Genomic DNA, 24,094 nt, shown 5'->3' with positions numbered 1-24,094 from the left:
TCAGCAGAGAAAGGGGCTAACGCTGTGCTGGTAAAAATCAGCATCTGATGACGTTCAGGAAGATGAATGGCTAACTGGCGCTGATATTGAACATGTGCCCCACGTTTGAAGTCGCATTCCGTTTCCAGCGCGACGTAACCAGGAGACCGGGACAAATGGCGGACTTGCCGGGATTCACTGCGTATAAGTTCGACATTGTCGATCAGGAGTGACCACTGGTAATCCAGTTCTTCCTCGAATGTGCGGCCCTTGGGATCAGCTGAAATATTCGATGATTGTCGCCGCGCAAAGCGTCCGGCAACAATCAAAAATGATATGAACTAAAACTCAGGCAAATAAATAATGTCAGCAATATAACCCCACCAAATAGTTGCTATTTATTAATCGTCTATTAGTCTCTTTATTTATTGTTTTTGTGAAGTATTTAAAAATTATTGATTACTTTGATGCGATAAAATTTCGATTCACGATAAAAAGGAGTGAATCATGGCTAATATGATCTATTTGACGATGAAGGGTAAAAAACAAGGATTGATTTCAGCAGGATGCTCAACTCCTGACTCAATCGGAAACAAATATCAGGCTGGACATCTCGACAAAATAATGGCTCTTTCGTTTGAGCATGCTCTTACCAGGGCGAAGAATGTGAATCATGGCCCAATCTCTTTCATCAAACTCATTGATAAGTCGTCGCCTTTACTTGGCATGGCGATATCCAATAATGAAGAACTGGAATTGAAATTCGATTTTTATCGGACATCATCTTCAGGTTCGTATGAAATTTATTATTCAATCACAGTGAGGAAGGCCTTCTTACACGGCATCAGTGTAATGTACCCTCATGCTATTGATCATGCCGGTAATCAGCCGGAAGAAATGATTTCTGTAAACTACCAAAATATCACCTGGGAACACCATAAGGCAGGCACTGCGGGTTACAGCATCTGGGATGATGCGTATATTTTAATCTCGGGATATGGGTAATAAAAGGATGATAAGGTCAAAGTTCATGAAAAATAGAAGTTCATTCTGCGAGGTTTCTGGGAAGAACTTTCGCCGATGGGATCTTATGGATTACAGCATTTCTAAGTGGGAAAAAAACGGAGAGTTGTATTGGGGTCAGTCATATCTTTTTTTGTATAAAGACTCATTCATTAAATTCCATAAGGAATCGATAATTTTCTATGCCCGTGATGCAAAAATACCTGCACTCCTTTTAGCCGATGTGGCATGGCAAGAGGCAGGAGGTAAGCCCGATAGTCTAAAGCCGCAGGTATTGTTATACAGGCAACTTATCGATACATTTAAAAGTAATAATGACTATTCCAATAGCGTGTCAGTCGGTATCGTTGCGATGCAAATTCGAGTGGTTGCAGAATTACTAGGCATTAACCCAAGAAATCTTTCAAACAGGCAACAATTGCAGATAAGCCGATGCTTACAAACCGATGACTTTAATTTGAAAATGGCGTCTTTACATCTCAGGGATTTAATAAAGTTTGATTACCCTGATGCCAACACAGAGATACTGTCTGATGAGAGTTTAATTTTGGTTGGATCAAGATACAACCGTGGTATCCAAAGGAAAAAGGAAGATTTTATAAGGGCAATTTCACTTCCCGAAAACAGCCCGGAGCGTGATTATATTTCATATGGACTTGCCATTATAAAACGACGAGAAAGAGTTAAAAAACTGATGGGGATCCAGCAATGAAAAATGCAAACAAGGCAGGCGTTTCAAAACTACTTAAACCCTTCCAATATCCTTACTGTATTTTCTGTGCATTTCTTATATTTGTACTTTCAGTTATAGATACGCTCCACGGAGACGGCAGCATCTATCGATGGTGCGATAACGTTAACGGTATTGATGGTATGGATGGGGATGTGACAAGAGGGTTTTCGGCCTTTATGAGTGCTTTGTTTCTCATTCCGCTATTATTTTCCCTATATTCCGCCGTTAAAAATAAAAGACTCCTTCTCTCTGTTTCAATCTCGCTGGTGATGATCTACTGGTACTGGATATTCTTCGGACGATTCTGGTCTTGCTAAAATTTCATTATTAAGCCGCACCTGAAACCAAATACTTTCATGCAAATGATTTCAGGTGCGGGCTAAACGTCAGCCGAGATACTCGATAATCGATAACCCTCCGTTGTAGTCGGTGCTGTAGATAATTCCTTGTGCATCGACAAATACGTCGCAGGACTGGATCACCTGCGGTCTGCCCGGACGTTTATCCATCATAGAAGTTGGCGCGGCAGGGACCAGCGCAGCGGTTTCCCTGGGCTTATACGGATTGCTGATGTCGTATGCACGCACACCGGCATTCTGGTAGGTGGCGAAAATCAGCGTAGAGCTGACAAAGCTGCCGGGGCGGTTTTCGTGCAGATTATGTGGTCCGAAATGCGCGCCCTTGCTGACGTAATCCCGCTCTTCCGGCTGCGGAAAGGTCGAAATACTCACCGGATTCGAAGGTTCGCGCACATCAAATAACCAGATCAGCTTCTCACCATCTTCCTGATTATCCAGCACCGCTTCATCGAGTACGACCAGTAAATCGCGGTCCGGCAACGGCAGCGCGGTATGCGTGCCGCCGCCAAAGGGCGGACTCCAGTTACGGTGCGCAATCAACTGCGGTGCGCGGCGATCCTTGATATCCAGCAGCGTCAGGCCTCCGTCGCGCCAGCTGGCGTACGCAGTATCGCCGCTGATAATCGCGTGATGCAGCGCATAACGTTTACCTTCCGGCCAGTCCGGTTTTTCACCGCCTGCGGTATGCATGCCCGGCAACCACCAGCGGCCTGCGACCTGCGGATTGCGCGGGTCAGCCAGATCGATAGTCAGAAAAATGTAATCGCTGTAGCCGTCAATCAGCGCAGAGACATATGCCCAGCGTCCGCCGACGTACCAGATGCGATGCACGCCGATACCTTCGAGCCCAAGGAAGCCGATCTCTTTTGGCTGTTCGGGTACCGAAATATCGAAGATACGCATACCGGCGCTCCAGCCACGCTGTTGCGTGCCCTGAACCGTCTCGCTGACCGAACGGGTGTAATACACTTTTTCATCAGCAAAACGCACGTCGGCGAACAAATCACGTGCGTTGATCACCAGCAGCAAATCGTCATGCGCCTGTAAATGTACGTTCCACGTGCCCGGCGGCGCAGCCACAAAACCGGCGGCGCGCGGATTTTTTGGGTCACGAACATCCACAATAGAAAAGCCCTGCGACACCATATGGCCGATGTAGGCATAACCACGGTGAACCATCACCTGCACGCCGTCCGGTTTGCCGCCCTGATCGCTGTGGCCGATCAGCCGCATATTGCGGCTGTATTCCGGCGTTGGGAGAGATTGTGTTGTCATCTTATATTGAGTTAATGAATTGATTGCCCAAGTTTTGATGACCCGTGAATGAATGGCAACGAACGAAAAGGCATAAGTTAATGCCAAAGATTATTAGCCATCTGGATGTCCGGGCGTAGGATGATAACAGCTTCTAAATTAAGGATTTCCCCATGAGTGAGACAGATATCCGCGTGGTTACCGGCCCCGCCAACTATTTTTCGTTCCCCGGCGCTATCGGCAGGCTGAGCAACTTCTACACACCGGCGCAGCTGGATAACGCGTTGTGGATTTACGGCGAGCGCGCTCTGGTGGCTGCGCAGGATTATCTGCCGGAGGCCTTCACCGCCTCACAGGCAAAGCGGGTTTTGTTTAAAGCACATTGCAGCGAAACCGAAGTGCAGCGGATTGCGGATGTCGGCGGAAAAGATCGTCAGGTAGTGATTGGCATCGGCGGCGGGGCGGTGCTGGATACCGCCAAAGTGGTGGCGCGTCGCCTCGGATTGCCGGTGGTCGCTATTCCGACCATCGCTGCAACCTGCGCCGCGTGGACGCCACTTTCCGTCTGGTATAACGACGAAGGGCAGGCGCTGCGCTATGAAATCTTTAACGACGCCAACCATCTGGTGCTGGTCGAGCCACGTATTATTTTGCGTGCGCCGAAAGAATATCTGCTGGCCGGTATCGGCGATACGCTGGCCAAATGGTATGAAGCCGTGGTGCTCAGCCCGCAGCCGGAAAAGTTGCCGTTAACCGTACAGCTAGGCCTGAATACCGCGCTGACCATTCGTGATGTGTTGCTTAATGAAAGCGAAGCGGCGTTGCAGGCGCAGGATGATAACCAGCTGACGCAGTCGTTCCTTAACGTACTGGACGCGATTATTGCGGGCGGTGGTTTAGTCGGCGGACTGGGCGACCGGTATACGCGTATCGCCGCCGCGCATTCGGTTCACAACGGCCTGACCTCGTTGCCGCAAACCGATGCATTCCTGCACGGCACAAAAGTGGCGTATGGCATTCTGGTGCAAAGCGCGTTACTCAATCAGCCGGAAGTCGTCCAGCAGCTGACCGCATTGTACAAAGTGCTGGATTTGCCGGTAAGTCTGGCGCAGTTGCAGGTGAATATTCACGACGAGCGGCAAATGTCGCGTCTGATTGAGCGCACATTACAGGCCGGAGAATCCATTCATCTGTTACCGGGCAATCCAAACACTGAACAATTGCGACTGGCATTTGAATTTGTCGAGAATAAGTAGACCCCAGCTATTTTTTCTGCTCATAAAATAACCCGGCATTCACCGGGTTTATATTTATCTTTTAAGTTATTGACCGGGTTATTTAAAAGGACTGAAGGTAATCAATATAACCTTTCGCACTACGTTCTAATTCTTGTGGCACGATATCGAATTCAGCACCATAGAAAACATAAAACGGGAGATAATTCGCCCCGACGTAGTTAGCAGTCATTTCAAACGGCAGAAGTATTTCCTGCATGGAATGAAGATAACGACCCTCACGCGCACAATCTTCTTCCTTAACTCCGGCGCTGACCGCCACGGCGAACTTACGTCCTCTGAGCTTGTGCCCGCTGGCGGAGCCGTATGCCCAACCGTAGGTGAACACTTCATCCAGCCACTGTTTCAGCAGCGGCGGGCAGTTAAACCAGTACACCGGAAATTGCAGCACAATATTGTCATGCTGCTCAATTAACTGCTGTTCTTTCTGAACATCAATCACGCCGTCAGGATAAGCCTGATAAAGTTGATGTACGGTAAATAAGTCTGGTTGTTTTTCTAATTCTTCCACCCATCTTTTATTAACCACTGAATTATTAATATTTGGATGCGTAACGATAATGAGCGTTTTCAAATGATAGCCTCTCAATGTTTTCTATAAATAGGTATATGAATCTTGAAATAAATAATGGGATGAATAAGGTCATTCCCCGCTGATGTTTGCATCATAGGCAGCTTTATTTTAAAGTACAATACTGTCATTTATGATATGTACTATACAAAAGGATAGTGTCATGAGCGAAGAAACTTTCGACAGTCCCTGCGAGCTACGTGGAGATACTGGCTTTGCCTATACGCTTTCGCTGGTCAGCGGAAAATATAAGATGATCATCCTTTATTCTCTGACCGGTGCCACGCCCGTCGTACGCTTCAATGAACTCAAACGACGCCTGGGAAAAATTTCCTTCAGGACACTCAGCCTGACGCTGAAAGAGCTGGAAAGTGACGGTCTGATCATCAGAAATGAATACCCGCAAATTCCGCCCAAAGTGGAATACAGCCTTTCTGCACGCGGCCAGTCGCTGATCCCGGTGTTAGACATGATGTGTGAATGGGGAACCGTTCACAGCAATGATCCGATCTGATGCCACTTTTGCTTAAGAGAAAAGTCTATGGTGAAGAATCAGGTGCAAACGTAAGCAATACGTAAAGTAAATGGCAGCTAAACGCTCCGCGTTTTGTCGCATAGTTGGGGTTCTCTTTAAATCTACGTTGTAAAGATGTTTAAAAATCGGGTGATACCGTGATTATTTCAGGCAGCGGAAACCGATCATGGAACACTCACCCCTCAACGAAACCGAATCCCTCAGCGGCCCTTTCTCTTCGGGACAAACCGCCGCTGAAGAAACAATCAAAAAAAGCACCGGATTCAGCTTGTTTATGGATCTGCTGAGCGGTGCGCGAGTGCCTGATAATCTGTGGCGCAACCGGATGTTCCGCGTGAAATACGCCGTCCGTACGTTACTGCATCCGCTCGATACCCTGAAAGTGCTCAACAAAATGGCCAGCGAACCGGTCTGGCACGAAGCTTTCAGCGTTCAGACGAAGCTGCCGAGTAAAATCCACAAACCTTATCTGCACCTTGGTCTGCCTTCTGCCGGCCGTGCGACTGCGCTTGTCGATCACTACGAGTTCGTGAAAAACCTCGAAAACGTGAAGATGCGTAACACATTCCTGAGCGAAACAGGCAATACCGTTACGCAGTTCACCGGTAAAGACGGCGAAGCTTTCCGCGTGGTGCTGGGTTCTATCGGTAAATCAGAGCGCGAAGGCGAAGCCAATATGTTCCTGTATATGGAAGATACCTTACTGGCGGCGCTGACCTTCAGCATTGTGCAGCGCCAGGAAGGGATGACTCTGATTGTCGGTGGATTCCAGGGCGCACATCGCTCAACGCCACATGAAGTCATTAAGCAGGCGACGAAATCCTGCTACGGTTTGTTCCCGAAACGCCTTTTGCTGGAAAGCCTGCAGCGCGTCGCGGCCGAAACCGGCGTTCAGCGCATTCTGGCTGTGAGCGATACCGGCCACGTATTCCGCAGCCTGCGCTACCGTCATCGCAAGAAAAACGTCTTTGTCGCCAGTTATAATGAATTCTGGGATTCCATCAGTGCAACGCCGTATTCCTCTGCGCTGTATGACGTGCCGCTGGAATTGCCGCGCAAACCGATGGAAGAGATTGCCAGTAAGAAACGTTCCGAATATCGCAAGCGTTACACGCTGCTCGATGAACTGCATGAAAGCACCGCCACGTTTGTGAAAAGCTGACCGCCACTGCCGCTCCCAAACACTCGCTGTAGCAGGCAACAGGGCCAGGGAATGGCCTTTTCTGCCTGATTTTACAGGAGGCAACCCCTATATTTCCCGCCAGATGCATGACCTTCACGGAAAATCCCTTTAGAAAATTCCGATCCGCACTGGACTTAACCCACGGTTTTGTAAGCCATAGTTATCTAATCATTCGATTTAAAATCAATTCATTCCCTATAGTCGCGTAAATTGTGTATTAATTATGAATGATATTGTTACACGTATCTCAAAACTGACCGCTCATTCGTTCACTCCTGTGCCAAATGTGAACTAATTCACATCTATTCATTCTCCTCGCCTATATAAAACACTATATCCATAAATTCAAAACATCGGTTCAAATTAAAACACTCCGGGCGGGAATACGATGAACGCAGAAAAACCAATTCTTTTCAGACACCAGCTGGCCTATGGCGGCGGAAACTTACTGGGCAGCGGGGCGCTGGCAATCGCCGGTATCTGGTTGCTCTATTTCTACACCACGTTTTGCGGCCTGACGCTGTTACAGGCATCAGCCATCTTCTCTGTCGCCAGTATCATTGACGCCATCAGTAATCCGCTGATGGGTTATCTTTCTGATAATTTTGGCAAAACGCGGCTTGGCAAACGCTTTGGCCGCCGCCGTTTCTTCATCCTGCTCGGTGTGCCGCTGATGATGTTCTACCCGCTGTTATGGGTCGAAGGTTTCGGTTTCTGGTATTACCTTTCCACGTATGTGCTGTTCGAACTGATTTACACCTCGGTGATGGTGCCTTATGAAACCCTGGCCACCGAAATGACCACCGATTTCTCGGCCCGTTCCAAACTGACCGGCTACAAAGCGATCTTCGGTAAAGTGGCAAACTTTCTGGCAGCGTTCATTCCTGGTCAGTTCATCCTGATCTACGGCAAAGATTCCGCGCAGCCGTTTTTCTTTACCGCGCTGACCTACGGCGTGATCCTGTGTATCGCCATCGGTCTTCTATATCTTTCTTCCTGGGAACGTTCGGTGGAAGAAACCACGTCGGTGGATGAGAAGAAAATGACGCTGGGCAAAACCATGCTGACGCTGGTACGCGACATGAAATCCACGTTCCACCTGCGCGTATTCCGCAAACATCTGGGAATGTATTTGTGCGGTTTCGGGGCTGAATGGCTGTTCGCCTCGGTGTTCACGTATTTCATCATTTTCGTGCTGCAATATGATCCGGCGATGGTCGCGGGGCTGAGCAGTCTGAACTCCATCCTGCAACTGTTCTCGACCGCCATTTTCATCGGAATTTGTGTGAAACACGGCTTCAGCAAACCCTACATTCTGGCTCTGTGCATCGTCGTATTCTCGGTCACCTGTTACAGCCTGCTGCACTTACTGCATCTGCCACAGCAGTACGCGACCGTCGCCATGCTGACGATCACCGTAATATTTGGTATCGGCACCGGCGGTGTGTATTACATTCCGTGGACCGTTTATACCTTCCTGGCTGATATTGATGAAGCCTTTACCGGCCGCCGCCGCGAGGGGATTTACGCCGGTGCGATGACCTTCTCCGGTAAGCTGATGCGCTCGGTCATTGTCTTCGTCATGGGTGCGATTTTAAGTTTCTACGGTTTCCAGTCTAAATCCCATACTCAGCCTGAAAGCGCGGTGACGGCGATTGCACTGGTGTTCTTCATCGGCGTAATTGCTCTGGCGCTGATGGCGATGGTATTCAGCCACCAGATGAAACTGAACCGCAAAACGCACTTAGTGGTATTGGGTGAAGTGGCGCGTATCAAAGCAGGCGGTGCAATCAGCGATATTCAGCCGGAAGTTCGCACGGTAATGGAAGAACTGATCGGCTATCCGTATGAAGAATGCTGGGGCAACAGCAAAGTCTGCCGCAAAATCTTCGACACTCCCGCGGTAGAAGTCGATGCCTCCAAACCGATGGTCAGCGCCACGCAAAAACCCTAAACCCTGATTAAACTCTGCATTTTATGACTCCACCGACTGGCCGGGAAACCGGCCAGCGACCCCTCACGTTTTCAGGATAAGAACGATTATGCGGGTATCAAAATTTGTTATTGCCGCGCTTTCCCTCGGGATGTGCGCACAAAGCATCGCCGCTGCATTGCCTGACGCCAGTAAACTGGTCTGGCACAGCATCACTTTCGGTCAGTCAACCGACGTCAATTTTGCCACCAACGTTTTGCCGGAAAAAATAGGCATGAACGAAACCCGGCTCGCCGACGGAAACCCCGTACCTGCCGCAGGCACGCTGCTCACCACGCCTTTCACGCTGGAAAGCCGTGGCGGTAAGGTCGGGAACAGTCACGATGGCTTAACCTATTTCTACACCAGACTGCCCGCTGACGTGAATTTCCGTCTTGAGGCTGATTTCACCCTCAACCAGTTCGGGCCGGAAAACGGCGCAAAACCGGCAGGGCAGGAAGGTGCCGGTTTACTGGTGCGCGACATTCTGGGGACACCGCGTGAACCGGTGACCAAACCGGGCATTGAAGAGTTACCGGCCGCTTCAAATATGGTGATGAACAGCATGATGGCCACCGGCGATAAGCCACCGATTCTGGCGCTGATTGCCCGTCAGGGCGTGCAGCAACCCTGGGGAAATACCGGTATCAGCATTGTGCGCGAAAGCTATCACCCGCTGACAACTCCGGAGCATTTTTCACTGCGCCTGATCCGTACCGACAGAGGCTTTGAAGTTGCCTGGGCACCGCAGGGCAGCGATCAGTGGATCAGTCATTGCGTTGCGGGCGCTGACCGCGTGACGCAACTGGATAAAACCGGTTATTACGTCGGGTTCTTCGCATCGCGTAATGCCAGCTTCACAGTAAATCGCGCCCGACTGACGCTGGATGAAGCACATACACAAACTTCCACACTTTACGTGACACCGTCACTAAATGCGCGCATTGAAATGATGTCATTACCACAAATCACCCGTCGCGACAGCGTGATTCAGTTGCGTACCAACGGTGACGGTAAGGTACAGATTGAGCAGGATGGCAAACCGTTGCTGAGCCAGACCGCCGTTCGCGGCGGCGAAGTAATCACCGCGCCATTCCACGCGCAGCATCCGGTCACACCGTTACAGATAACCTTTACGCCGGATAATGGAAAACCTGTCATGCAGGAATTCCCGCTCAAAATGACACTGGTCAGCCACCCTGATGAGTTGCACGTGTCACCGCAAGGCGAGGCAGGAAATGACGGCTCCGCCCAACATCCGCTGGATTTTGCCAGTGCCGTCAATTTGTTAGCACCGGGCGGTACGCTGTGGCTGGCCGAAGGGGAATATCCGGCGGGCGTGATACCGGCCACCGCCAGCGGCACGGAAAAAAACCGTAAAACATTGCGGGCGCAGGGCGATAACGTGGTGTTTAACGGGCTGAAACTCGACGCCAGTTTCTGGAATATTCAGGGCATTACCGTCACGCAGAAAAGCTTCCACATTGCGGGCAGCTATAACCATATCGACCGAGTGAAAGCGCATCACGCCGACGATACCGGTATCTGGGTCGCCTCTCCGGATGGAGTTGGCCGTGCGCTGTGGGCCAGCCATAACCTGATCAGCAATTCAGAATCCTGGGGCAATCAGGATCCGGGGCGCAAAAACGCTGACGGATTCGCGGTGAAAATGCGTGTCGGCGAAGGTAACCGGCTGGTGAACTGTTACTCGCATGACAATGTTGACGACGGCTTTGACCTGTTCAACAAAATTGAAGACGGCCCGAACGGCAGTGTGACGATTGAAAACAGCCTGTCGGTTCACAACGGCAGCAATGGTTTCAAACTGGGCGGCGAAGGTTTACCTGTCGCACACGTCATCCGTGACAGTGTGGCAGTCGAAAACGGCATGGACGGTTTCACTGACAACTTTAACCCCGGCGCACTGGTGGTCGAAGGCAACCGCTCGGTGGACAACAAACGCTTCAACTTCCTGTTCCGGCCATCGCCATACGCCGCGGCGGACAAGCAGGGCACCTTCAAAGACAATCTTTCCCTGCGCACCACGCCGGGAAAATACGATGATGCCGTCACCGGCAATGTGGAGGACAGTAATTATTTCTACACTGACCACAAAGCGGTGAATAAACAGAATAAAGACATTCAGCCCGAAGATTTTATTTCTTTGCGGCTGCCGGATCCGATCACCCGTCTTTCTGACGGCGGATTTAATTACGCTGACTTTCTGAAGAAAAAATGAATGCAGCGCCGTTATAAAAGTAACACCTATTTTAAATAAAATAATATTACTCAATATCTCTGGGATCTATAAAAATGAAAAAGTGCAGACTGATACTCTGCGGCTTACTGCTGGCCAGCGCCAGCAGTCATGCCGTGACGATTGATCTTCGCCATGAATGGCTGGATGACAGTAAACAACATAAAGACCGTGCGATGGTATCGCACCGCTTTGCCAACGGGTTTGGTTTCTCACTGGAAGCCAAATGGAAGTCCGGCGGTGACAACCCGAACAAACCTTTTAATAATCTGGTAGATAACGGTACAGAAAGCACCATAAGCTATCAGTACAAGATTACGCCGAAGGTATTTATTCAGCCCGGTTTCACGCTGGAATCCAGTTCAGACAGCAGCATCTATAAGCCATTTTTAACTGCGGGATATACCTTCGACAACGGAATTTATTTTAACGCGCGTTACCGCTATGAATATACCCGATATACCAAAGATAATACCGACGACCGTAAAACCAACCGTGGCGAAATCTGGTTGGGTTATCGCGTTGCCGACTGGCGGTTTGAATATAACTATATTTACAAACACAGCGATCAGATCCTTTACGACAATGATAAATGGGACTATGAACAGGACTTGAAAGTTGCTTACAATATTAATAAGCAATGGACGCCGTATGCGCAAATCGGCAACGTCTCGGTGCGTAAAACAACGGATGAGCGACAACCCCGTTTCCGTTTAGGTATTCAATATAATTTCTGAGACCCTAAACATCTGTCTTAATGGCATCCTGCCGGTCAGCAAATACTGACCGGCGTTAACCTAACTCCAATATAAACGAACGGTTTTAATCTGATTTTGCAGGTTGACAATAATAGGCTCTCTGGGTAAATTGCACGTACCGGAAGTTGCGGCCTTTATTAACTTTACATAAGAGACTAATGGACACTGTAACCAGTAGCTTGCCGGATGACGCTGAAATAGCGCGCCGGCACAGTAAACATAAAATCGATTGTGAACATTTCACCGTTTGGGTGTGCCTCGCCAGAGCCTGATGCTCTCGTGTAATCCCACCTCAACCTGAATGTCACGGTCCCGAGGTGTGTTATGAAGTTCAAATCTACCCTTTTTTCTGATGTCAAAACACTGACATCCACTTTGCGTGTCCGCCCGTCTCGTGACAGGACTTTGGCTGCGCGAAAAAAAGAATTCGCATCTGTTTTTTCCTCTAAAATCAACAGCATGAATCATTACGTCACCACGTGGCAGGTCAGCCCTGTCACCGGCCAACTGGAACAACGCTGCATCATTTCTGACAGCGAAGACCCACATAGTCGGATTTCCTCTCACTGATTCATCGTCAGCATTTCGCTGCGCTGAACATCGTCTTGATGCATGTCTGACGGCTTTCGTCTTTTTATTATGATGACTATAAAAGTGATGTAATAAAAATACCCGCCAGTGATGCATCAATAAAAGACACAAAATAGATTTCACTCTGTTTATGACTCTTTTAATTAAAAGAGAATAAACGGCGGGGAATTCTGCGCAAAAATAATTAAATACCGATCACTGAAATAAGGTGAGGGTTTCTGCAGGCTGAAAATAACAGGCTGCGGTTTCGACCTGCACGTTATCCGGTGACAGGAGCATTACCATGACTGCACAAAACCAAAATATCTCAGAAAGAAAAAAACAGGCGCTCTCCATGCGCGCCGTTCAGGAAGCCAATAACGAGGTGGATGTCACCCTCATCAACGTAAGCTCAACCCGCGAAGGCCTGACGCTCCACAGCGCGGCTCAGCGTCTGGAGAAACAAGGGTATAACGAAGTGGCTCACGACAAGCCACCTCATATGCTGGTTCAGTTGGTGAAGGCCTTCAATAATCCGTTTATTTATGTGCTCACCGTGCTGGCAATTATCAGCTTCTTCACCGATTTCTGGCTGCCGCTGCGCGCGGGGGAAGAAACCGATCTGACGTCGGTTTACATTATTGGCGCGATGGTCGGGCTGAGCGGGCTGGTGCGTTTCTGGCAGGAATACCGCTCTGCAAAATCCGCCGAAGCGCTGAAAGCGATGGTCCGCACCACGGCGACGGTGTTGCGCCGCGAACTGCCGGGTAAAGAGGGAAAACTGTGCGAGATCCCGATGCGCCAGCTGGTGGTCGGCGACATCGTTCAGCTCTATGCCGGGGATATGATCCCGGCAGACGTCCGGCTGCTGGAATCGCGGGATCTGTTTATCAGTCAGGCGGTGCTGACCGGTGAAGCGTTGCCGGTCGAAAAGTACGACACGCTGGGTAACGTGGCGCAAAAATCCGCCGGTGAAAACGGGGCGGAAAACGAAAATCTGCTGGATATCCCCAATATCTGCTTTATGGGCACCAACGTGGTCAGCGGTAAGGCATTAGCCGTGGTGGTCGCCACCGGTCCGCGTACCTATTTCGGCTCGCTGGCCAAAGCGATTGTCGGCACACGGGCGCAGACGGCCTTTGACCGGGGCGTGAACAGCGTCAGCTGGTTGCTGATCCGCTTCATGCTGGTGATGGTGCCGGTGGTGTTTCTTATCAACGGCATCATGAAAGGCGAGTGGTGGGATGCGCTGCTGTTCGCGGTCGCGGTGGCCGTCGGTCTCACGCCGGAAATGTTGCCAATGATCGTCAGCGCCAATCTGGCGAAAGGTGCGATGGCGATGGCGAAGCGCAAGGTGGTGGTGAAGCGCCTGAATGCTATCCAGAACCTCGGCGCGATGGATGTGTTGTGTACCGATAAAACCGGCACACTGACGCAGGATAAAATCATCCTCGAGCATCATATCAACACGCAAGGTCAGAAAGACGCCTCAGTACTGGAACTGGCGTGGCTGAACAGCTATCACCAGAGCGGCATCAAAAATCTGATGGATCAGGCGGTGATCTGGTTCTCTGACAACACGCCGGGCTTTGTGAAACCGCAGGGTTACAGCAAGGTCGATGAAATGCCTTTCGATTTCGTGCGCCGTCGTTTGTCCGTCGTCGTCAAAGACCGCAATGAAAACCATCTGCTGGTGTGTAAAGGCGCGGTAGAAGAAATGCTCAGCATTTCGACGCATATCCGCGAAAACGGCAATGTGGTGGAACTGACCGAAGCGCGACGCGACGCGTTGCTGGCGATGTCGAACGACTACAACAAAGACGGTTTCCGCGTACTGGTGGTCGCGACCCGAGAAATCCGCCGCGCCGGGACGAAAAAGCAGTATGGCACTGACGACGAGCACGATCTGATTATCCACGGATTCCTGACATTCCTGGATCCGCCAAAAGAAACCGCTGGCCCGGCGATTGCTGCCATGCGTGACATCGGTGTCACCGTGAAAGTACTGACCGGAGATAACGCAGTCGTGACCAGCCGCATCTGCCGTCAGGTCGGGCTGGAGCCGGGTGAGCCGCTGCTGGGGCCGCAGATTGAACGTCTCGATGATGCGTCACTGCGCGAACTGGTCGAGGAACGCACGCTGTTTGCCAAACTGACGCCGCTGCAAAAGTCCCGCGTGCTCAGAGCCTTACAGGCCAACGGTCATACGGTCGGATTTTTGGGTGACGGCATTAACGATGCCCCCGCGCTGCGTGATGCCGACGTCGGGATTTCCGTCGACAGCGGCACGGATATCGCCAAAGAATCCGCCGATATCATTCTGCTGGAAAAAAGCCTGATGGTGCTGGAGGAAGGCGTGCTGAAAGGGCGCGAGACTTTCGGCAATATCATGAAGTACCTGAACATGACCGCCAGTTCTAACTTTGGCAATGTGTTTTCGGTGCTGGTCGCCAGTGCGTTTATTCCGTTCCTGCCGATGTTGGCTATCCAGTTGCTGCTGCAAAACCTGATGTACGACATTTCACAGCTGGCACTGCCGTGGGACAAAATCGACAAAGAGTTCCTGAAAAAACCACGCAAATGGGATGCTAAAAACATCGGTCGTTTCATGGTGTGGATTGGCCCGACCTCGTCGATTTTCGATATGACCACTTTTGCGCTGATGTGGTACGTGTTCAGCGCCAACAGTGAACATATGCAGACGTTGTTCCAGTCCGGCTGGTTCGTGGAAGGATTGCTGTCGCAGACGCTGGTGGTTCATATGCTGCGCACCCAGAAAATTCCGTTTATTCAGAGCACCGCCGCCTGGCCGGTGATGCTGATGACCGGTCTGGTGATGGCGATTGGGATTTACGTGCCGTTCTCACCACTCGGGCCGGTGGTCGGTTTGCAGGCACTGCCGTGGGAATACTTCCCGTGGCTGGCTGGCACGCTGCTCGCTTACTGCTGCGTGGCGCAGGGCATGAAAACCTTCTATATCCGCCGCTTCAAACAATGGTTCTGATTTACTGACAAAAGGTGCCGTCGCGATGGCGGCACCTGCTTTTATCGTGACCTTGCTCGCCGCCACTGGTGTGATGACACCGGTCACTGCGATGGTGCTGGTGCTCGGTGCCAATATCGGCGGGGCGTTGCCGCCGGTGCTGAACGCCGGTTCGGCGCTGGCTCGCCGTCTGCCACTGGGAAATCTGCTGGTACGCGGCACGGGTTGCGTGATGGCTCTGGCGCTGATGCCGTTATTGGGCAAACTGGCCGCCGGTCTCGCGCTGACCACGCCACAACTGGTGGTGGTATTTCATACTGCGTTCAGCGCCGTTCTGGCAGTGATGTGTATCGGTCTGACCGGCCCGCTGGCGCGCGCACTGGAACGGTTTTTCCCGGAGGAAGAGCGCCCGGCAGATCCGGGAATGCCGATGTATCTCGACGAAGCGGGGCTGGATATCGCCTACATCGGGCTATCTAATTCCGTGCGCGAATCGCTGCGCGTGGCCGATATGCTCGACGTTATGCTCGACCGCCTGCGTGCGCTGTTCGCTGCACCGGATCCGCTGAAAGCAGGCGAAATCCGTCAGGCCGATCACTCCCTCGACGGGCGGAATCCGGCGACATTTTCCAGCGGGTGCTGCGTGATTACCGGCGCGTACATCACCACATTGCCGCCGTCGCTTATCCGGTGATTGACCGTCTGAGCGATGAAGAAATCATCAGCGGAGAAGAAAGAGTGGACGCATGAGTGACATTGTCACGTTTATCGGGATTTTCTGAGAATGCCCCTGCACCGGCGGGCTTGTGGATAAATCTGATTATCCCGGCGGTGCCCTGATAAGAGACTATATTTGTTTATTCGAAATTGTTCATCGTGAACAAGGTAGCAGATACAACTATTAGAAAATAAGAAAACGCCCGAGGGTTTTCAGCGCAATGACGCGTTGTGTCGTAACTTATCAGCAGGAGAATGACCTTGACCTCAGAAATTCAGGAAAATACCACCGAAACACCGCTACTTCCGCACCCGGACAGTCAACAAACCGCCTTCTTTTTCGATGTCGATGGCACGCTCGCTGAAATCCGCGATGAGCCCGATGCCGTAACCATTCCCCCCGAAGTCCGCCAGCACTTACAGACGTTGTTTGCGGCGTCATCCGGTGCGCTGGCGCTGATTTCCGGCCGTCCGGTTGAACAGCTGGACCAGTTGGTCGCGCCGCTAATTCTGCCAGCAGCCGGTGTCCACGGCGCAGAAATGCGCGACGGCGCGGGGGAATTTCACCGCGTGACGTTACCGGCGCAGATGGCGAAAGATGTTGAACAAACCCTGGAAGCGGGCATGTCGGCGCTGCCCGGCACGTTGCTGGAAATCAAAGGCATGGCTTTCGCATTGCATTATCGTCAGGCCATGCAGCATCAGCAGCACGTGCTGGAACTGGCGGAATCGGTCGTCGCAACATACCCTGAGCTGGTACTTCAGCCGGGGAAATGCGTTATCGAAATCAAGCCACGTGGCAAAGATAAAGGCGTGGCAATTTATGATTTTATGCAGCAACCGCCGTTTGCCGGACGTCTGCCGGTGTTTGTCGGCGACGACCTGACCGATGAAAAAGGCTTTGAAGTCGTCAACGCCATGAAGGGCATCTCGGTGAAAGTCGGCGAGGGCTCCAGTCTGGCGCAGTATCGGGTAAAGCATGTCAGTGACGTCCATCAGTGGATAAAAAGGTTACAACGTCACGAATCAATATCCCATTCTTCTCACATTCCCAAGGAGTCAAACTTATGAGCCGCCTGGTTGTAGTATCTAACCGAATTGCAATTCCTGACGGGACGAAGTCCGCAGGAGGGCTGGCCGTGGGGATCCTGGATGCACTGAAAAACACCTCCGGCCTGTGGTTTGGCTGGAATGGTGAAATCAGCGAGATTTCCGGCGAAGAGGAAGACGAACTGAGCGTGGTCGAAGACGATGGCATCACTTACGCCTCAGTACCGCTGGATCAGAACGATTACGACCTCTATTACTGCCAGTTTTCCAATGCGGTACTCTGGCCAGCACTTCATTACCGTACCGATCTGGTTGATTTCCAGCGTGAAGCCTGGGACGGCTATTGCCGCGTCAATGATCTGCTGGCGAGAAGATTGCAGCCGCTGATTAAAGACGACGATATTCTGTGGATCCACGATTACCACCTGCTGCCATTCGCCGCCGCGTTACGCAAACTGGGCGTTAAAAACCGCATTGGTTTCTTCCTGCATATTCCGTTCCCGTCGCCGGAAATTTTCAACGCCGTACCGACGCACGATGAACTTATCAAAATGATGAGCGAATACGATCTGCTCGGCTTCCAGACCGAAAGCGACCGTCAGGCGTTTCTCGATAATCTGAGCCAGCTGACGGCGCTGGAACAAACGGACTCCGGCACGCATCAGGCGTTTGGCAACACCTTTACTACCGGCGTGTATCCGATCAGCATCGCGCCAGAAAGTATCAAAGAGATGGCGGAAGGGCCGCTGCCACCGAAGATGGCGGCCATTGAACGCGAACTGCGCGAGGCGCAAAATATTATTTCCTGCGAGCGCCTCGATTACACCAAAGGGCTGCCGGAGCGTTTTCTGGCCTTTGAAGCGTTGCTGGAAAAATTCCCGCAGCATCGCGGTAAAGTGCGTTATACCCAGATTGCGCCGACGTCACGCGGTGACGTGCAGGCGTATCAGGAATTGCGTCATCAGCTGGAAACCGAAGTCGGGCGCATCAACGGTAAATACGGCAGTATGAACCAGACGCCGCTGTTCTATCTCAATCAGCATTTCCAGCGAAGTTTGCTGATGAAACTGTTCCGACTGACCGATGTCGGTCTGGTCACGCCGCTGCGCGACGGGATGAATCTGGTGGCGAAAGAGTACGTCGCCGCGCAGGATCCGGCAGACCCCGGCGTGCTGGTACTTTCGCAATTTGCAGGGGCAGCGAATGAACTGACGTCGGCACTGATTGTCAATCCTTATGACCGTGATGACGTGGCAGCCGCACTGGACAAAGCACTGACCATGCCGCTGGCCGAACGTCAGGCACGTTATAACGACATGATGGCCGTGCTGACCAAAAATGATATTGCGAACTGGGGAGAAACCTATTTGCAGGATCTGAACAATCTGACGCCACACGGCGGGCATTAAAACGCCGTCGTGTGCTGTCTCACGACTTAAAGTCCTCAACCAAAAGGCTGCAGCTTATGCTAAATGAGAAACACCAGACGAAGGAGATCGCAGCACCGGAAGGCGAAGAGTTTCGTCTGAGCGAACTCGAGCCGATTGAGCTGATCCTTGACCGGATGATGGACGCCGAGCCGGAACCGGAGATGATCGAAGGGCTGCCGCCTTCCGATGCCTTAACTCCGGCTGACCGGTATATGGAACTGTTCACCAGCGTTCAGTCCTCACAACTGTTTGCTGACAGCAAAACCTTTCCTGACTGCCCGCCAAAAATGGATCCGCTGGATATCCTGCTGCGCTACCGGCGGATCAAAAATCATCCGGGCTTTAACCTGAAACGTTTCGTCGAAGCGCATTTCTGGTTGCCGGAACCGCACGGCGACGAATACGTTTCTGATCCCGGTGATTCGCTCAAACAGCACATCGACAAACTCTGGCCGGTGCTGACGCGCCAGCCGGAAGATCACGTTTCCTGGTCATCCCTGCTGCCTTTGCCGCAGGCTTATGTCGTACCGGGCGGGCGTTTTGGCGAAACCTACTATTGGGATTCGTACTTCACCATGCTGGGGCTGGCTGAAAGTGGCCGCAACGATTTGCTGCGCACGATGGCGGATAATTTTGCCTGGATGATTGAGATGTACGGTCATATCCCTAACGGTAACCGCACCTATTATCTCAGCCGCTCGCAGCCGCCGGTCTTTGCGCTCATGGTCGAACTGTTTGAAGAAGACGGGGTGCGCGGTGCGCGCCGTTATCTTGATCATCTGAAAATGGAATATGAATTCTGGATGGACGGTGCCGATTCACTGGCACCGAATCAGGCTTACCGCCATGCGGTTTGCCTGCCCGATGGCACTTTGCTCAACCGTTACTGGGATGACAGGGACACGCCGCGGGATGAGTCCTGGCGCGAAGACGTGGAAACGGCGAAGCACTCGAGTCGTCCGGCCAATGAAGTGTATCGCGACCTGCGCGCCGGTGCGGAATCCGGCTGGGACTATTCGTCACGCTGGCTGCGTGACGCTGACAGGCTGGCGAGTATCCGTACCACGCAGTTTATTCCGGTCGATCTGAATGCATTTTTATTCAAACTGGAAAGTGCTATCGCCAATATTTCCGGCCTGAATAACGACAGGGTAACCGAAGCGGAATTCCGGCAGAAAGCCGAAATCCGCCGCGAGGCGATCAACCGTTATCTGTGGGATGAGGCAGAAGGGTGTTTCCGCGATTACGATTGGCACCGTCAGCAGCTGGCGCTGTTTTCAGCCGCCAGCGTGGTGCCGCTGTACGTCGGGCTGGCCACGCACCGTCAGGCCGTTCGCATTGCTGAGGCGGTGCAGGCGCGCCTGCTTACTCCCGGCGGGCTGATGACCACGGAGTATGAAACCGGCGAACAGTGGGACAAACCCAACGGCTGGGCGCCGCTGCAATGGATGGCAGTCCAGGGTTTCAAGCTGTATGGCAATGACGCGCTGGGTGACCAGATTGCCCGCAGCTGGCTGAAAACCGTGAATCAGTTTTATCAGCAAAATCATAAACTCATCGAGAAATACCACATTTCCGGCGGTGCGTCTCGTGAAGGTGGCGGCGGGGAATACCCGTTACAGGACGGCTTCGGCTGGACCAACGGCGTCGTCCGCCGCCTGATCGGTTTATACGGCGAAAACTACGACTGATACGCTTTTTCATCACCACTCTGACCCTGCTCCACCAGCCAGTCTTCAAAGGCCTGGTGGAGCAGGGTTTTCTGTACATATCCACACAGTAAAAGCCGATTTGCGGCCCGATTATCGTGGCAGAAAACGGCGCACTGCGCGCCTTTCCCGATAATCCGTATTTTTGGGGAACCCTCTTCAGCGTAATCTTTGCGCTGTTTATCCGAAATGCGGTGGTCGTGGTGATTCTGAGCATGGTGATGTTTTATCTGCTGGGCTCAGTGCTCGCCTGAAACATCCTTTAAAGGCTGGGATATTTAACGCGTTTTGATTCCCGGTAATTCTTCGGAAAAACGTGCCGTAATCGCATCACGTTCGTAGCCCTGACGCTCAGTCAGAATGCGGTATAAATCGGGTCGACGGCCTGCCATCCAGCGTCTGCCGGTACTCATCGGAATGAGCGAGAGATCCAGTTCAGCACTCACCATCGCGTCTGCCGCCGCCCAGGTTTCTTTAACGATGCGGCCATAGGGGTCGATGATCATCGCGTTACCGGTGCGGACTTCATCGTCGTCAGCACCCACGCCGTTGCTGAACAAGATAAACATGCCATTATCGTGCGCCCGCGAAGGCAGCCAGCGCATCAGCCACTCACGGCCACTGGCGCCTTTAAAGGCTGCGGTGATTTCCTCCTGGCGCGTGGCGCGTTGCTCCCACAATTCCAGCGGGATGGGTTTCATGCCATACGGGCTGCGGGAATTTGTGCCGCCGGTCTGATGCGGTGCCAGTAAAATGTCTGCGCCCAGCAGCGCCGTCGCACGCGCGTTTTCCACCAGATTGTTATCCCAGCAGATCAGGATCCCCACTTTCACTCCCCACGGCGTATCAAATACGGTGTACGCATCACCGCAACTGATGGAAGTATGTTCAAAGGCGTGCATTTTGCGGTGCGTATGCACCGAGCCGTCCGGCATACAGGCGGCGTAGGCGTTGTAAAGTCGTCCGTCTGCGCCGCGTTCGATAAAACCGGCACCAATCAGCATCTGATGTTTGACGGCCAGTTTACGGATAAGGCGAAGGGAAGACCCCGTCTCCACGGATTCAGCCAGCGCTTCGACGCCGTCGTTATCCAGTTTGGGCACATGCCAGTAGCCGGTGATACACATTTCCGGAAACGCCAGAATCTGCACGCCGTTAATTGCCGCCTGCTGAATGAAACCTTCCATCATCATCAGGTTATATTTTTTGTTTCCGGCCTGATGCTGAAACTGCACTACCGCCGTTTTAATCGTTGCCGTCATGGTTATTCTCCGTACGCGTTAAGGGGGAAACGGGTCTGGTATCAGAGCTGGTATTAGAGCAATGCGGCTGATAACTTTATAATGAATAGTTTTCTAATTTTGATAACTAAACGGAATGTAAAAATGAATACGCGTTTGCTCAAAGCGTTTGTCACGCTGGCGCAGGAAGGGAATTACGCCGCGGCGGCAAATCAGCTTTCCATCTCGCAACCGGCGCTGACCAAGCAGATCAGTTTGCTGGAATCCACCCTTAACGTGACGCTGTTTGACCGCGGTCGCCACGGCACCGCGCTGACTCCGGGAGGACGACGCCTTTTACCGGAAGCGGAGAAAGTGCTGCGGCAAATGACAGCTTTTATGCAGCACGCCGGTCAGGTGGAAAAGGGCGGGGAAGGGTTGCTGGCGGCGGGGTTCGGTTTGTCGGCGTTTACCTTTGCGCCGCAGTGCATAGCCAGATTCAGGGCGGCGTATCCCGGCGTGGATATCACGCTGGAAGACCTTCCTTCCGCCGTACAATACGACATGCTGCAAAGCGGGGAATTACAGATTGGATTTGTGCGCGTGCCACCCGCTGCGCCGCTGAGTTATCACGCGTTGTTTGAAGATGAACTGGTGTTTGTGGTACCGGATGACAACGGCACGACGGTGGCAGACTGGCTGAAACAGAAACCGCTGCTGCGTTTATACCCCGATCGCGGACGCGGGCTGAATACGCAAACTGACCGCTTTCTGGATGAAAACCAGCTTTATGCGCCTTGCGTGCAGCAGTCCGAAGATATCCAGACCATTGTCGCGCTGGTCGTGGCCGGAGTCGGCGTGGCGCTGCTGCCCAAAAGCGTCATGCACATTGCGTCGCCCGGCCTGAAAACGCTGCCACTGAGCGGCAAAGCCACCCGCTGGCAGGTCGGGATCGCCTGGGATCCACGCAGTGCAGATTTAATCCGCGATAACTTTGTACGGATAGTGACGGAGATGGCAGACGCTGGCTGAAAACAATCAAATCTTTCACCAGCCGTGATCAGTCTTTCTTCTGGTAAATCCCCGGACGGGTGATCACCCAGGTGTAATTGGGTTCGTTGACCGGCGTATAGCCAAACTTTTCGTACAGCCAGGGTGCCGTAGAAGTAAAGAGCGCCATCCTGCGCAGTCTGGCGGTGACCGGATGCGATTGTACGCACTCAATCAGCCAGGCTCCCAGATTTTTCCCCTGATAATCTTCGAGCACATACACATCGCACAGGTACGCAAAGGTGGCGTAATCGGTGATGAATCGGGCATAACCGATCTGTTTTCCACCGTCGAACAAACTGAAATTCAGGCTGTTTTCGGCGCCATCGCGCACCGTTTGTTCGTCAATGCCCGGTGCCCAGCTTGAGCGGGTCAGATAGGCATGGACGGCAGGAATATCCACCTGATTGATATCGGTGGTGATCAGATAGGGATCTTTAGTCCAGCGGTATACGTCTTTCAGATGGGTCACAGGTTTCTCTCAGTTTCATGGTTGATGATTAATAGTTCAGATTAATAGTAAAACGGGCTGTTTTACCTTAGCCGCTAAACCTGCGAAATTCACGTCATGTCATGCATTTACCTGCACATACGCGGTAAACATATCGGCCAGCGCATCGGCGTAGATTTTTATTTCATCACCCGTGCGGGGAGTGGCAGAAAAATCCCTGCCAACGGCGCTGACGTGTCGGTGTCAGTCCCCCGGAATAAATGAGCAGTAAAACTTTGGCCCTGCGCGTTGTAAAGTGGCGGCTGAATGCGGTATCCTGCATTCATCATTTTACATACTGTATATAAATACAGTATCAGGAGCGAATCATGGCTGTTGAAACAAAGTTTGTTGTCGTCAGAAAAGGTGAAGAAAAAATGACTTTTGCCAATAAGAAAGAAGCGGACGCTTACGACAAAATGCTCGATATGGCAGATGCTTTTACCGACTGGCTGTTGCAGAGCGAACTGGAAATTGATGAATCGCTGGCAGAAAACATTGCCCTTCGCCTGGCTGAGCAAAAAGAGACTGTCCAGTACATCTTGCGCACCAGCAAGCTGCCGGAAGAAGAAACAGCGAAAGAACCTGTCGCGCAGACTGATGAGCCGGCAGTGACGGAAGCCGCCATTGAAGACGCTGCGCAAGGATCACACGAAGAAACCGCAGCAGCGCCAGCACCTAAAAAGGGCTTTGTTGAATAAATCGAACTTTTGGCCGTAATCAGGATCAGATCACCATATTCCCGATCCTGTAGCGGTATCACGTGGCAAAACAAAAGTTCAAAATCACCAACTGGGCTACGTACAACAAGGCGCTCGTCAACCGGGGCTCACTGACATTTTGGCTTGATGAGTCAGCCATCCAGGCCTGGTATGACGAGCCCAACACGTCTTCACGTGGTCGTCCGCAACGTTATTCTCAGCTCGCTATTACCACCGTACTGATGCTCAAACGCA

Annotated in this window: 22 protein-coding genes; 18 read left to right on the top strand and 4 right to left on the bottom strand. The window is 51.9% G+C overall.

Annotated elements, in window-relative coordinates:
- Positions 1-486: 486 nt before the first annotated feature.
- The 3 genes from D6C13_RS24115 to D6C13_RS24105 all read left to right on the top strand — a co-directional run bounded on the left by D6C13_RS24115 (position 487) and on the right by D6C13_RS24105 (position 2,052).
- A complete protein-coding gene (locus D6C13_RS24115; protein ID WP_120135167.1) occupies positions 487-984 on the top strand; it encodes an Hcp family type VI secretion system effector in 498 nt (165 codons plus the stop codon).
- Positions 985-1,069: 85 nt separating this feature from the next.
- Positions 1,070-1,714 (top strand): hypothetical protein, encoded by a 645-nt coding sequence (locus tag D6C13_RS24110; protein WP_244212780.1) that lies wholly within the window; start codon positions 1,070-1,072, stop codon positions 1,712-1,714.
- Complete coding sequence (locus D6C13_RS24105; RefSeq protein ID WP_120135166.1) at positions 1,711-2,052, top strand: DUF2645 family protein; 342 nt, start codon at positions 1,711-1,713, stop codon at positions 2,050-2,052. The genes D6C13_RS24110 and D6C13_RS24105 overlap by 4 nt, the downstream gene beginning before the upstream one ends.
- A gap of 69 nt (positions 2,053-2,121) precedes the next feature.
- Here D6C13_RS24105 and D6C13_RS24100 read toward each other — a convergent pair whose 3' ends face one another.
- Entirely contained in the window at positions 2,122-3,369 is a 1,248-nt protein-coding gene (locus tag D6C13_RS24100) for an LVIVD repeat-containing protein (protein ID WP_120135165.1), read from the bottom strand.
- A gap of 152 nt (positions 3,370-3,521) precedes the next feature.
- Between D6C13_RS24100 and D6C13_RS24095 the strand changes: the two genes are divergently transcribed.
- Positions 3,522-4,604, top strand: a complete 1,083-nt coding sequence (locus D6C13_RS24095) for an oxidoreductase (RefSeq protein ID WP_120135164.1) — start codon at positions 3,522-3,524, stop codon at positions 4,602-4,604.
- 82 nt (positions 4,605-4,686) lie between these two features.
- Here D6C13_RS24095 and D6C13_RS24090 read toward each other — a convergent pair whose 3' ends face one another.
- On the bottom strand, positions 4,687-5,217 hold the full coding sequence (locus tag D6C13_RS24090) for an NAD(P)H-dependent oxidoreductase (RefSeq protein ID WP_120135163.1): 531 nt from the start codon (positions 5,215-5,217) through the stop codon (positions 4,687-4,689).
- 160 nt (positions 5,218-5,377) lie between these two features.
- Here D6C13_RS24090 and D6C13_RS24085 point away from each other — a divergent pair, with 160 nt between their 5' ends.
- The 11 genes from D6C13_RS24085 to D6C13_RS24030 all read left to right on the top strand — a co-directional run bounded on the left by D6C13_RS24085 (position 5,378) and on the right by D6C13_RS24030 (position 20,632).
- Entirely contained in the window at positions 5,378-5,728 is a 351-nt protein-coding gene (locus D6C13_RS24085) for a winged helix-turn-helix transcriptional regulator (protein ID WP_120135162.1), read from the top strand.
- Positions 5,729-5,915: 187 nt separating this feature from the next.
- The gene (locus D6C13_RS24080; protein WP_120135161.1) at positions 5,916-6,911 is read left to right on the top strand and encodes a VirK/YbjX family protein; all 996 of its coding nucleotides are present in this window, start codon (positions 5,916-5,918) and stop codon (positions 6,909-6,911) included.
- Between the two features lie 409 nt (positions 6,912-7,320).
- Positions 7,321-8,886 (top strand): MFS transporter, encoded by a 1,566-nt coding sequence (locus D6C13_RS24075; RefSeq protein WP_120135160.1) that lies wholly within the window; start codon positions 7,321-7,323, stop codon positions 8,884-8,886.
- Between the two features lie 88 nt (positions 8,887-8,974).
- Positions 8,975-11,143 (top strand): right-handed parallel beta-helix repeat-containing protein, encoded by a 2,169-nt coding sequence (locus tag D6C13_RS24070; RefSeq protein WP_120135159.1) that lies wholly within the window; start codon positions 8,975-8,977, stop codon positions 11,141-11,143.
- Between the two features lie 74 nt (positions 11,144-11,217).
- Positions 11,218-11,898 carry an oligogalacturonate-specific porin KdgM family protein gene (locus D6C13_RS24065; protein ID WP_120135158.1) on the top strand — a complete coding sequence of 227 codons (681 nt, stop codon included), beginning with the start codon at positions 11,218-11,220 and terminating at the stop codon, positions 11,896-11,898.
- Between the two features lie 895 nt (positions 11,899-12,793).
- Positions 12,794-15,493 (top strand): magnesium-translocating P-type ATPase, encoded by a 2,700-nt coding sequence (mgtA, locus tag D6C13_RS24055; protein WP_120135156.1) that lies wholly within the window; start codon positions 12,794-12,796, stop codon positions 15,491-15,493.
- 25 nt (positions 15,494-15,518) lie between these two features.
- A complete protein-coding gene (locus D6C13_RS24050) occupies positions 15,519-16,166 on the top strand; it encodes a Na/Pi cotransporter family protein (protein ID WP_244212778.1) in 648 nt (215 codons plus the stop codon).
- 284 nt (positions 16,167-16,450) lie between these two features.
- Positions 16,451-17,260: a trehalose-phosphatase gene (otsB, locus tag D6C13_RS24045; RefSeq protein ID WP_208642944.1), complete on the top strand. Its 810-nt coding sequence runs from the start codon at positions 16,451-16,453 to the stop codon at positions 17,258-17,260.
- A complete protein-coding gene (gene otsA / locus D6C13_RS24040) occupies positions 17,257-18,648 on the top strand; it encodes an alpha,alpha-trehalose-phosphate synthase (RefSeq protein ID WP_120135154.1) in 1,392 nt (463 codons plus the stop codon). The genes otsB and otsA overlap by 4 nt, the downstream gene beginning before the upstream one ends.
- Before the next feature lie 56 nt (positions 18,649-18,704).
- Positions 18,705-20,360 (top strand): alpha,alpha-trehalase TreF, encoded by a 1,656-nt coding sequence (treF, locus tag D6C13_RS24035; protein ID WP_120135153.1) that lies wholly within the window; start codon positions 18,705-18,707, stop codon positions 20,358-20,360.
- Positions 20,361-20,458: 98 nt separating this feature from the next.
- Entirely contained in the window at positions 20,459-20,632 is a 174-nt protein-coding gene (locus D6C13_RS24030; protein ID WP_120135152.1) for an AzlD domain-containing protein, read from the top strand.
- Between the two features lie 24 nt (positions 20,633-20,656).
- Here the strand turns inward: D6C13_RS24030 and D6C13_RS24025 are convergent, their stop codons facing one another.
- Entirely contained in the window at positions 20,657-21,640 is a 984-nt protein-coding gene (locus tag D6C13_RS24025; protein WP_120135151.1) for a nitrilase family protein, read from the bottom strand.
- A 123-nt stretch (positions 21,641-21,763) separates the two neighbouring features.
- On the opposite strand from D6C13_RS24025, the gene D6C13_RS24020 reads away from it, so the two are divergent.
- Positions 21,764-22,630, top strand: coding sequence for a LysR family transcriptional regulator (locus D6C13_RS24020; RefSeq protein ID WP_120135150.1), 867 nt, complete (start codon positions 21,764-21,766; stop codon positions 22,628-22,630).
- Positions 22,631-22,658: 28 nt separating this feature from the next.
- On the opposite strand, the gene D6C13_RS24015 is transcribed toward D6C13_RS24020, so the two are convergent.
- Positions 22,659-23,120 carry a GNAT family N-acetyltransferase gene (locus tag D6C13_RS24015; RefSeq protein ID WP_120135149.1) on the bottom strand — a complete coding sequence of 154 codons (462 nt, stop codon included), beginning with the start codon at positions 23,118-23,120 and terminating at the stop codon, positions 22,659-22,661.
- Between the two features lie 347 nt (positions 23,121-23,467).
- On the opposite strand from D6C13_RS24015, the gene D6C13_RS24005 reads away from it, so the two are divergent.
- Both D6C13_RS24005 and D6C13_RS24000 read left to right on the top strand, forming a co-directional pair.
- Positions 23,468-23,839: a YebG family protein gene (locus D6C13_RS24005; protein ID WP_120135148.1), complete on the top strand. Its 372-nt coding sequence runs from the start codon at positions 23,468-23,470 to the stop codon at positions 23,837-23,839.
- 62 nt (positions 23,840-23,901) lie between these two features.
- The coding region (locus tag D6C13_RS24000; protein ID WP_208642920.1) for a transposase at positions 23,902-24,094 on the top strand (193 nt) is incomplete at its 3' end.

The organism is Rahnella woolbedingensis (assembly GCF_003602095.1).
Classification (GTDB): Bacteria; Pseudomonadota; Gammaproteobacteria; order Enterobacterales; family Enterobacteriaceae; genus Rahnella; species Rahnella woolbedingensis.
Note: the sequence above shows the minus strand (reverse complement) of the source record. Positions and strands in the feature narration are given on the sequence as shown.

Coding starts and splice junctions, on each gene's coding strand:
- D6C13_RS24115 (WP_120135167.1), top strand. CDS start 487: ATGGCTAATATGATCTATTTGACGATGAAGGGTAAAAAACAAGGATTG.
- treF (WP_120135153.1), top strand. CDS start 18,705: ATGCTAAATGAGAAACACCAGACGAAGGAGATCGCAGCACCGGAAGGC.
- D6C13_RS24005 (WP_120135148.1), top strand. CDS start 23,468: ATGGCTGTTGAAACAAAGTTTGTTGTCGTCAGAAAAGGTGAAGAAAAA.
- D6C13_RS24020 (WP_120135150.1), top strand. CDS start 21,764: ATGAATACGCGTTTGCTCAAAGCGTTTGTCACGCTGGCGCAGGAAGGG.
- D6C13_RS24070 (WP_120135159.1), top strand. CDS start 8,975: ATGCGGGTATCAAAATTTGTTATTGCCGCGCTTTCCCTCGGGATGTGC.
- D6C13_RS24065 (WP_120135158.1), top strand. CDS start 11,218: ATGAAAAAGTGCAGACTGATACTCTGCGGCTTACTGCTGGCCAGCGCC.
- D6C13_RS24085 (WP_120135162.1), top strand. CDS start 5,378: ATGAGCGAAGAAACTTTCGACAGTCCCTGCGAGCTACGTGGAGATACT.
- D6C13_RS24075 (WP_120135160.1), top strand. CDS start 7,321: ATGAACGCAGAAAAACCAATTCTTTTCAGACACCAGCTGGCCTATGGC.
- D6C13_RS24095 (WP_120135164.1), top strand. CDS start 3,522: ATGAGTGAGACAGATATCCGCGTGGTTACCGGCCCCGCCAACTATTTT.
- otsA (WP_120135154.1), top strand. CDS start 17,257: ATGAGCCGCCTGGTTGTAGTATCTAACCGAATTGCAATTCCTGACGGG.
- D6C13_RS24105 (WP_120135166.1), top strand. CDS start 1,711: ATGAAAAATGCAAACAAGGCAGGCGTTTCAAAACTACTTAAACCCTTC.
- mgtA (WP_120135156.1), top strand. CDS start 12,794: ATGACTGCACAAAACCAAAATATCTCAGAAAGAAAAAAACAGGCGCTC.
- D6C13_RS24110 (WP_244212780.1), top strand. CDS start 1,070: ATGGATTACAGCATTTCTAAGTGGGAAAAAAACGGAGAGTTGTATTGG.
- D6C13_RS24080 (WP_120135161.1), top strand. CDS start 5,916: ATGGAACACTCACCCCTCAACGAAACCGAATCCCTCAGCGGCCCTTTC.
- D6C13_RS24050 (WP_244212778.1), top strand. CDS start 15,519: ATGGCGGCACCTGCTTTTATCGTGACCTTGCTCGCCGCCACTGGTGTG.
- D6C13_RS24025 (WP_120135151.1), bottom strand. CDS start 21,640: ATGACGGCAACGATTAAAACGGCGGTAGTGCAGTTTCAGCATCAGGCC.
- D6C13_RS24100 (WP_120135165.1), bottom strand. CDS start 3,369: ATGACAACACAATCTCTCCCAACGCCGGAATACAGCCGCAATATGCGG.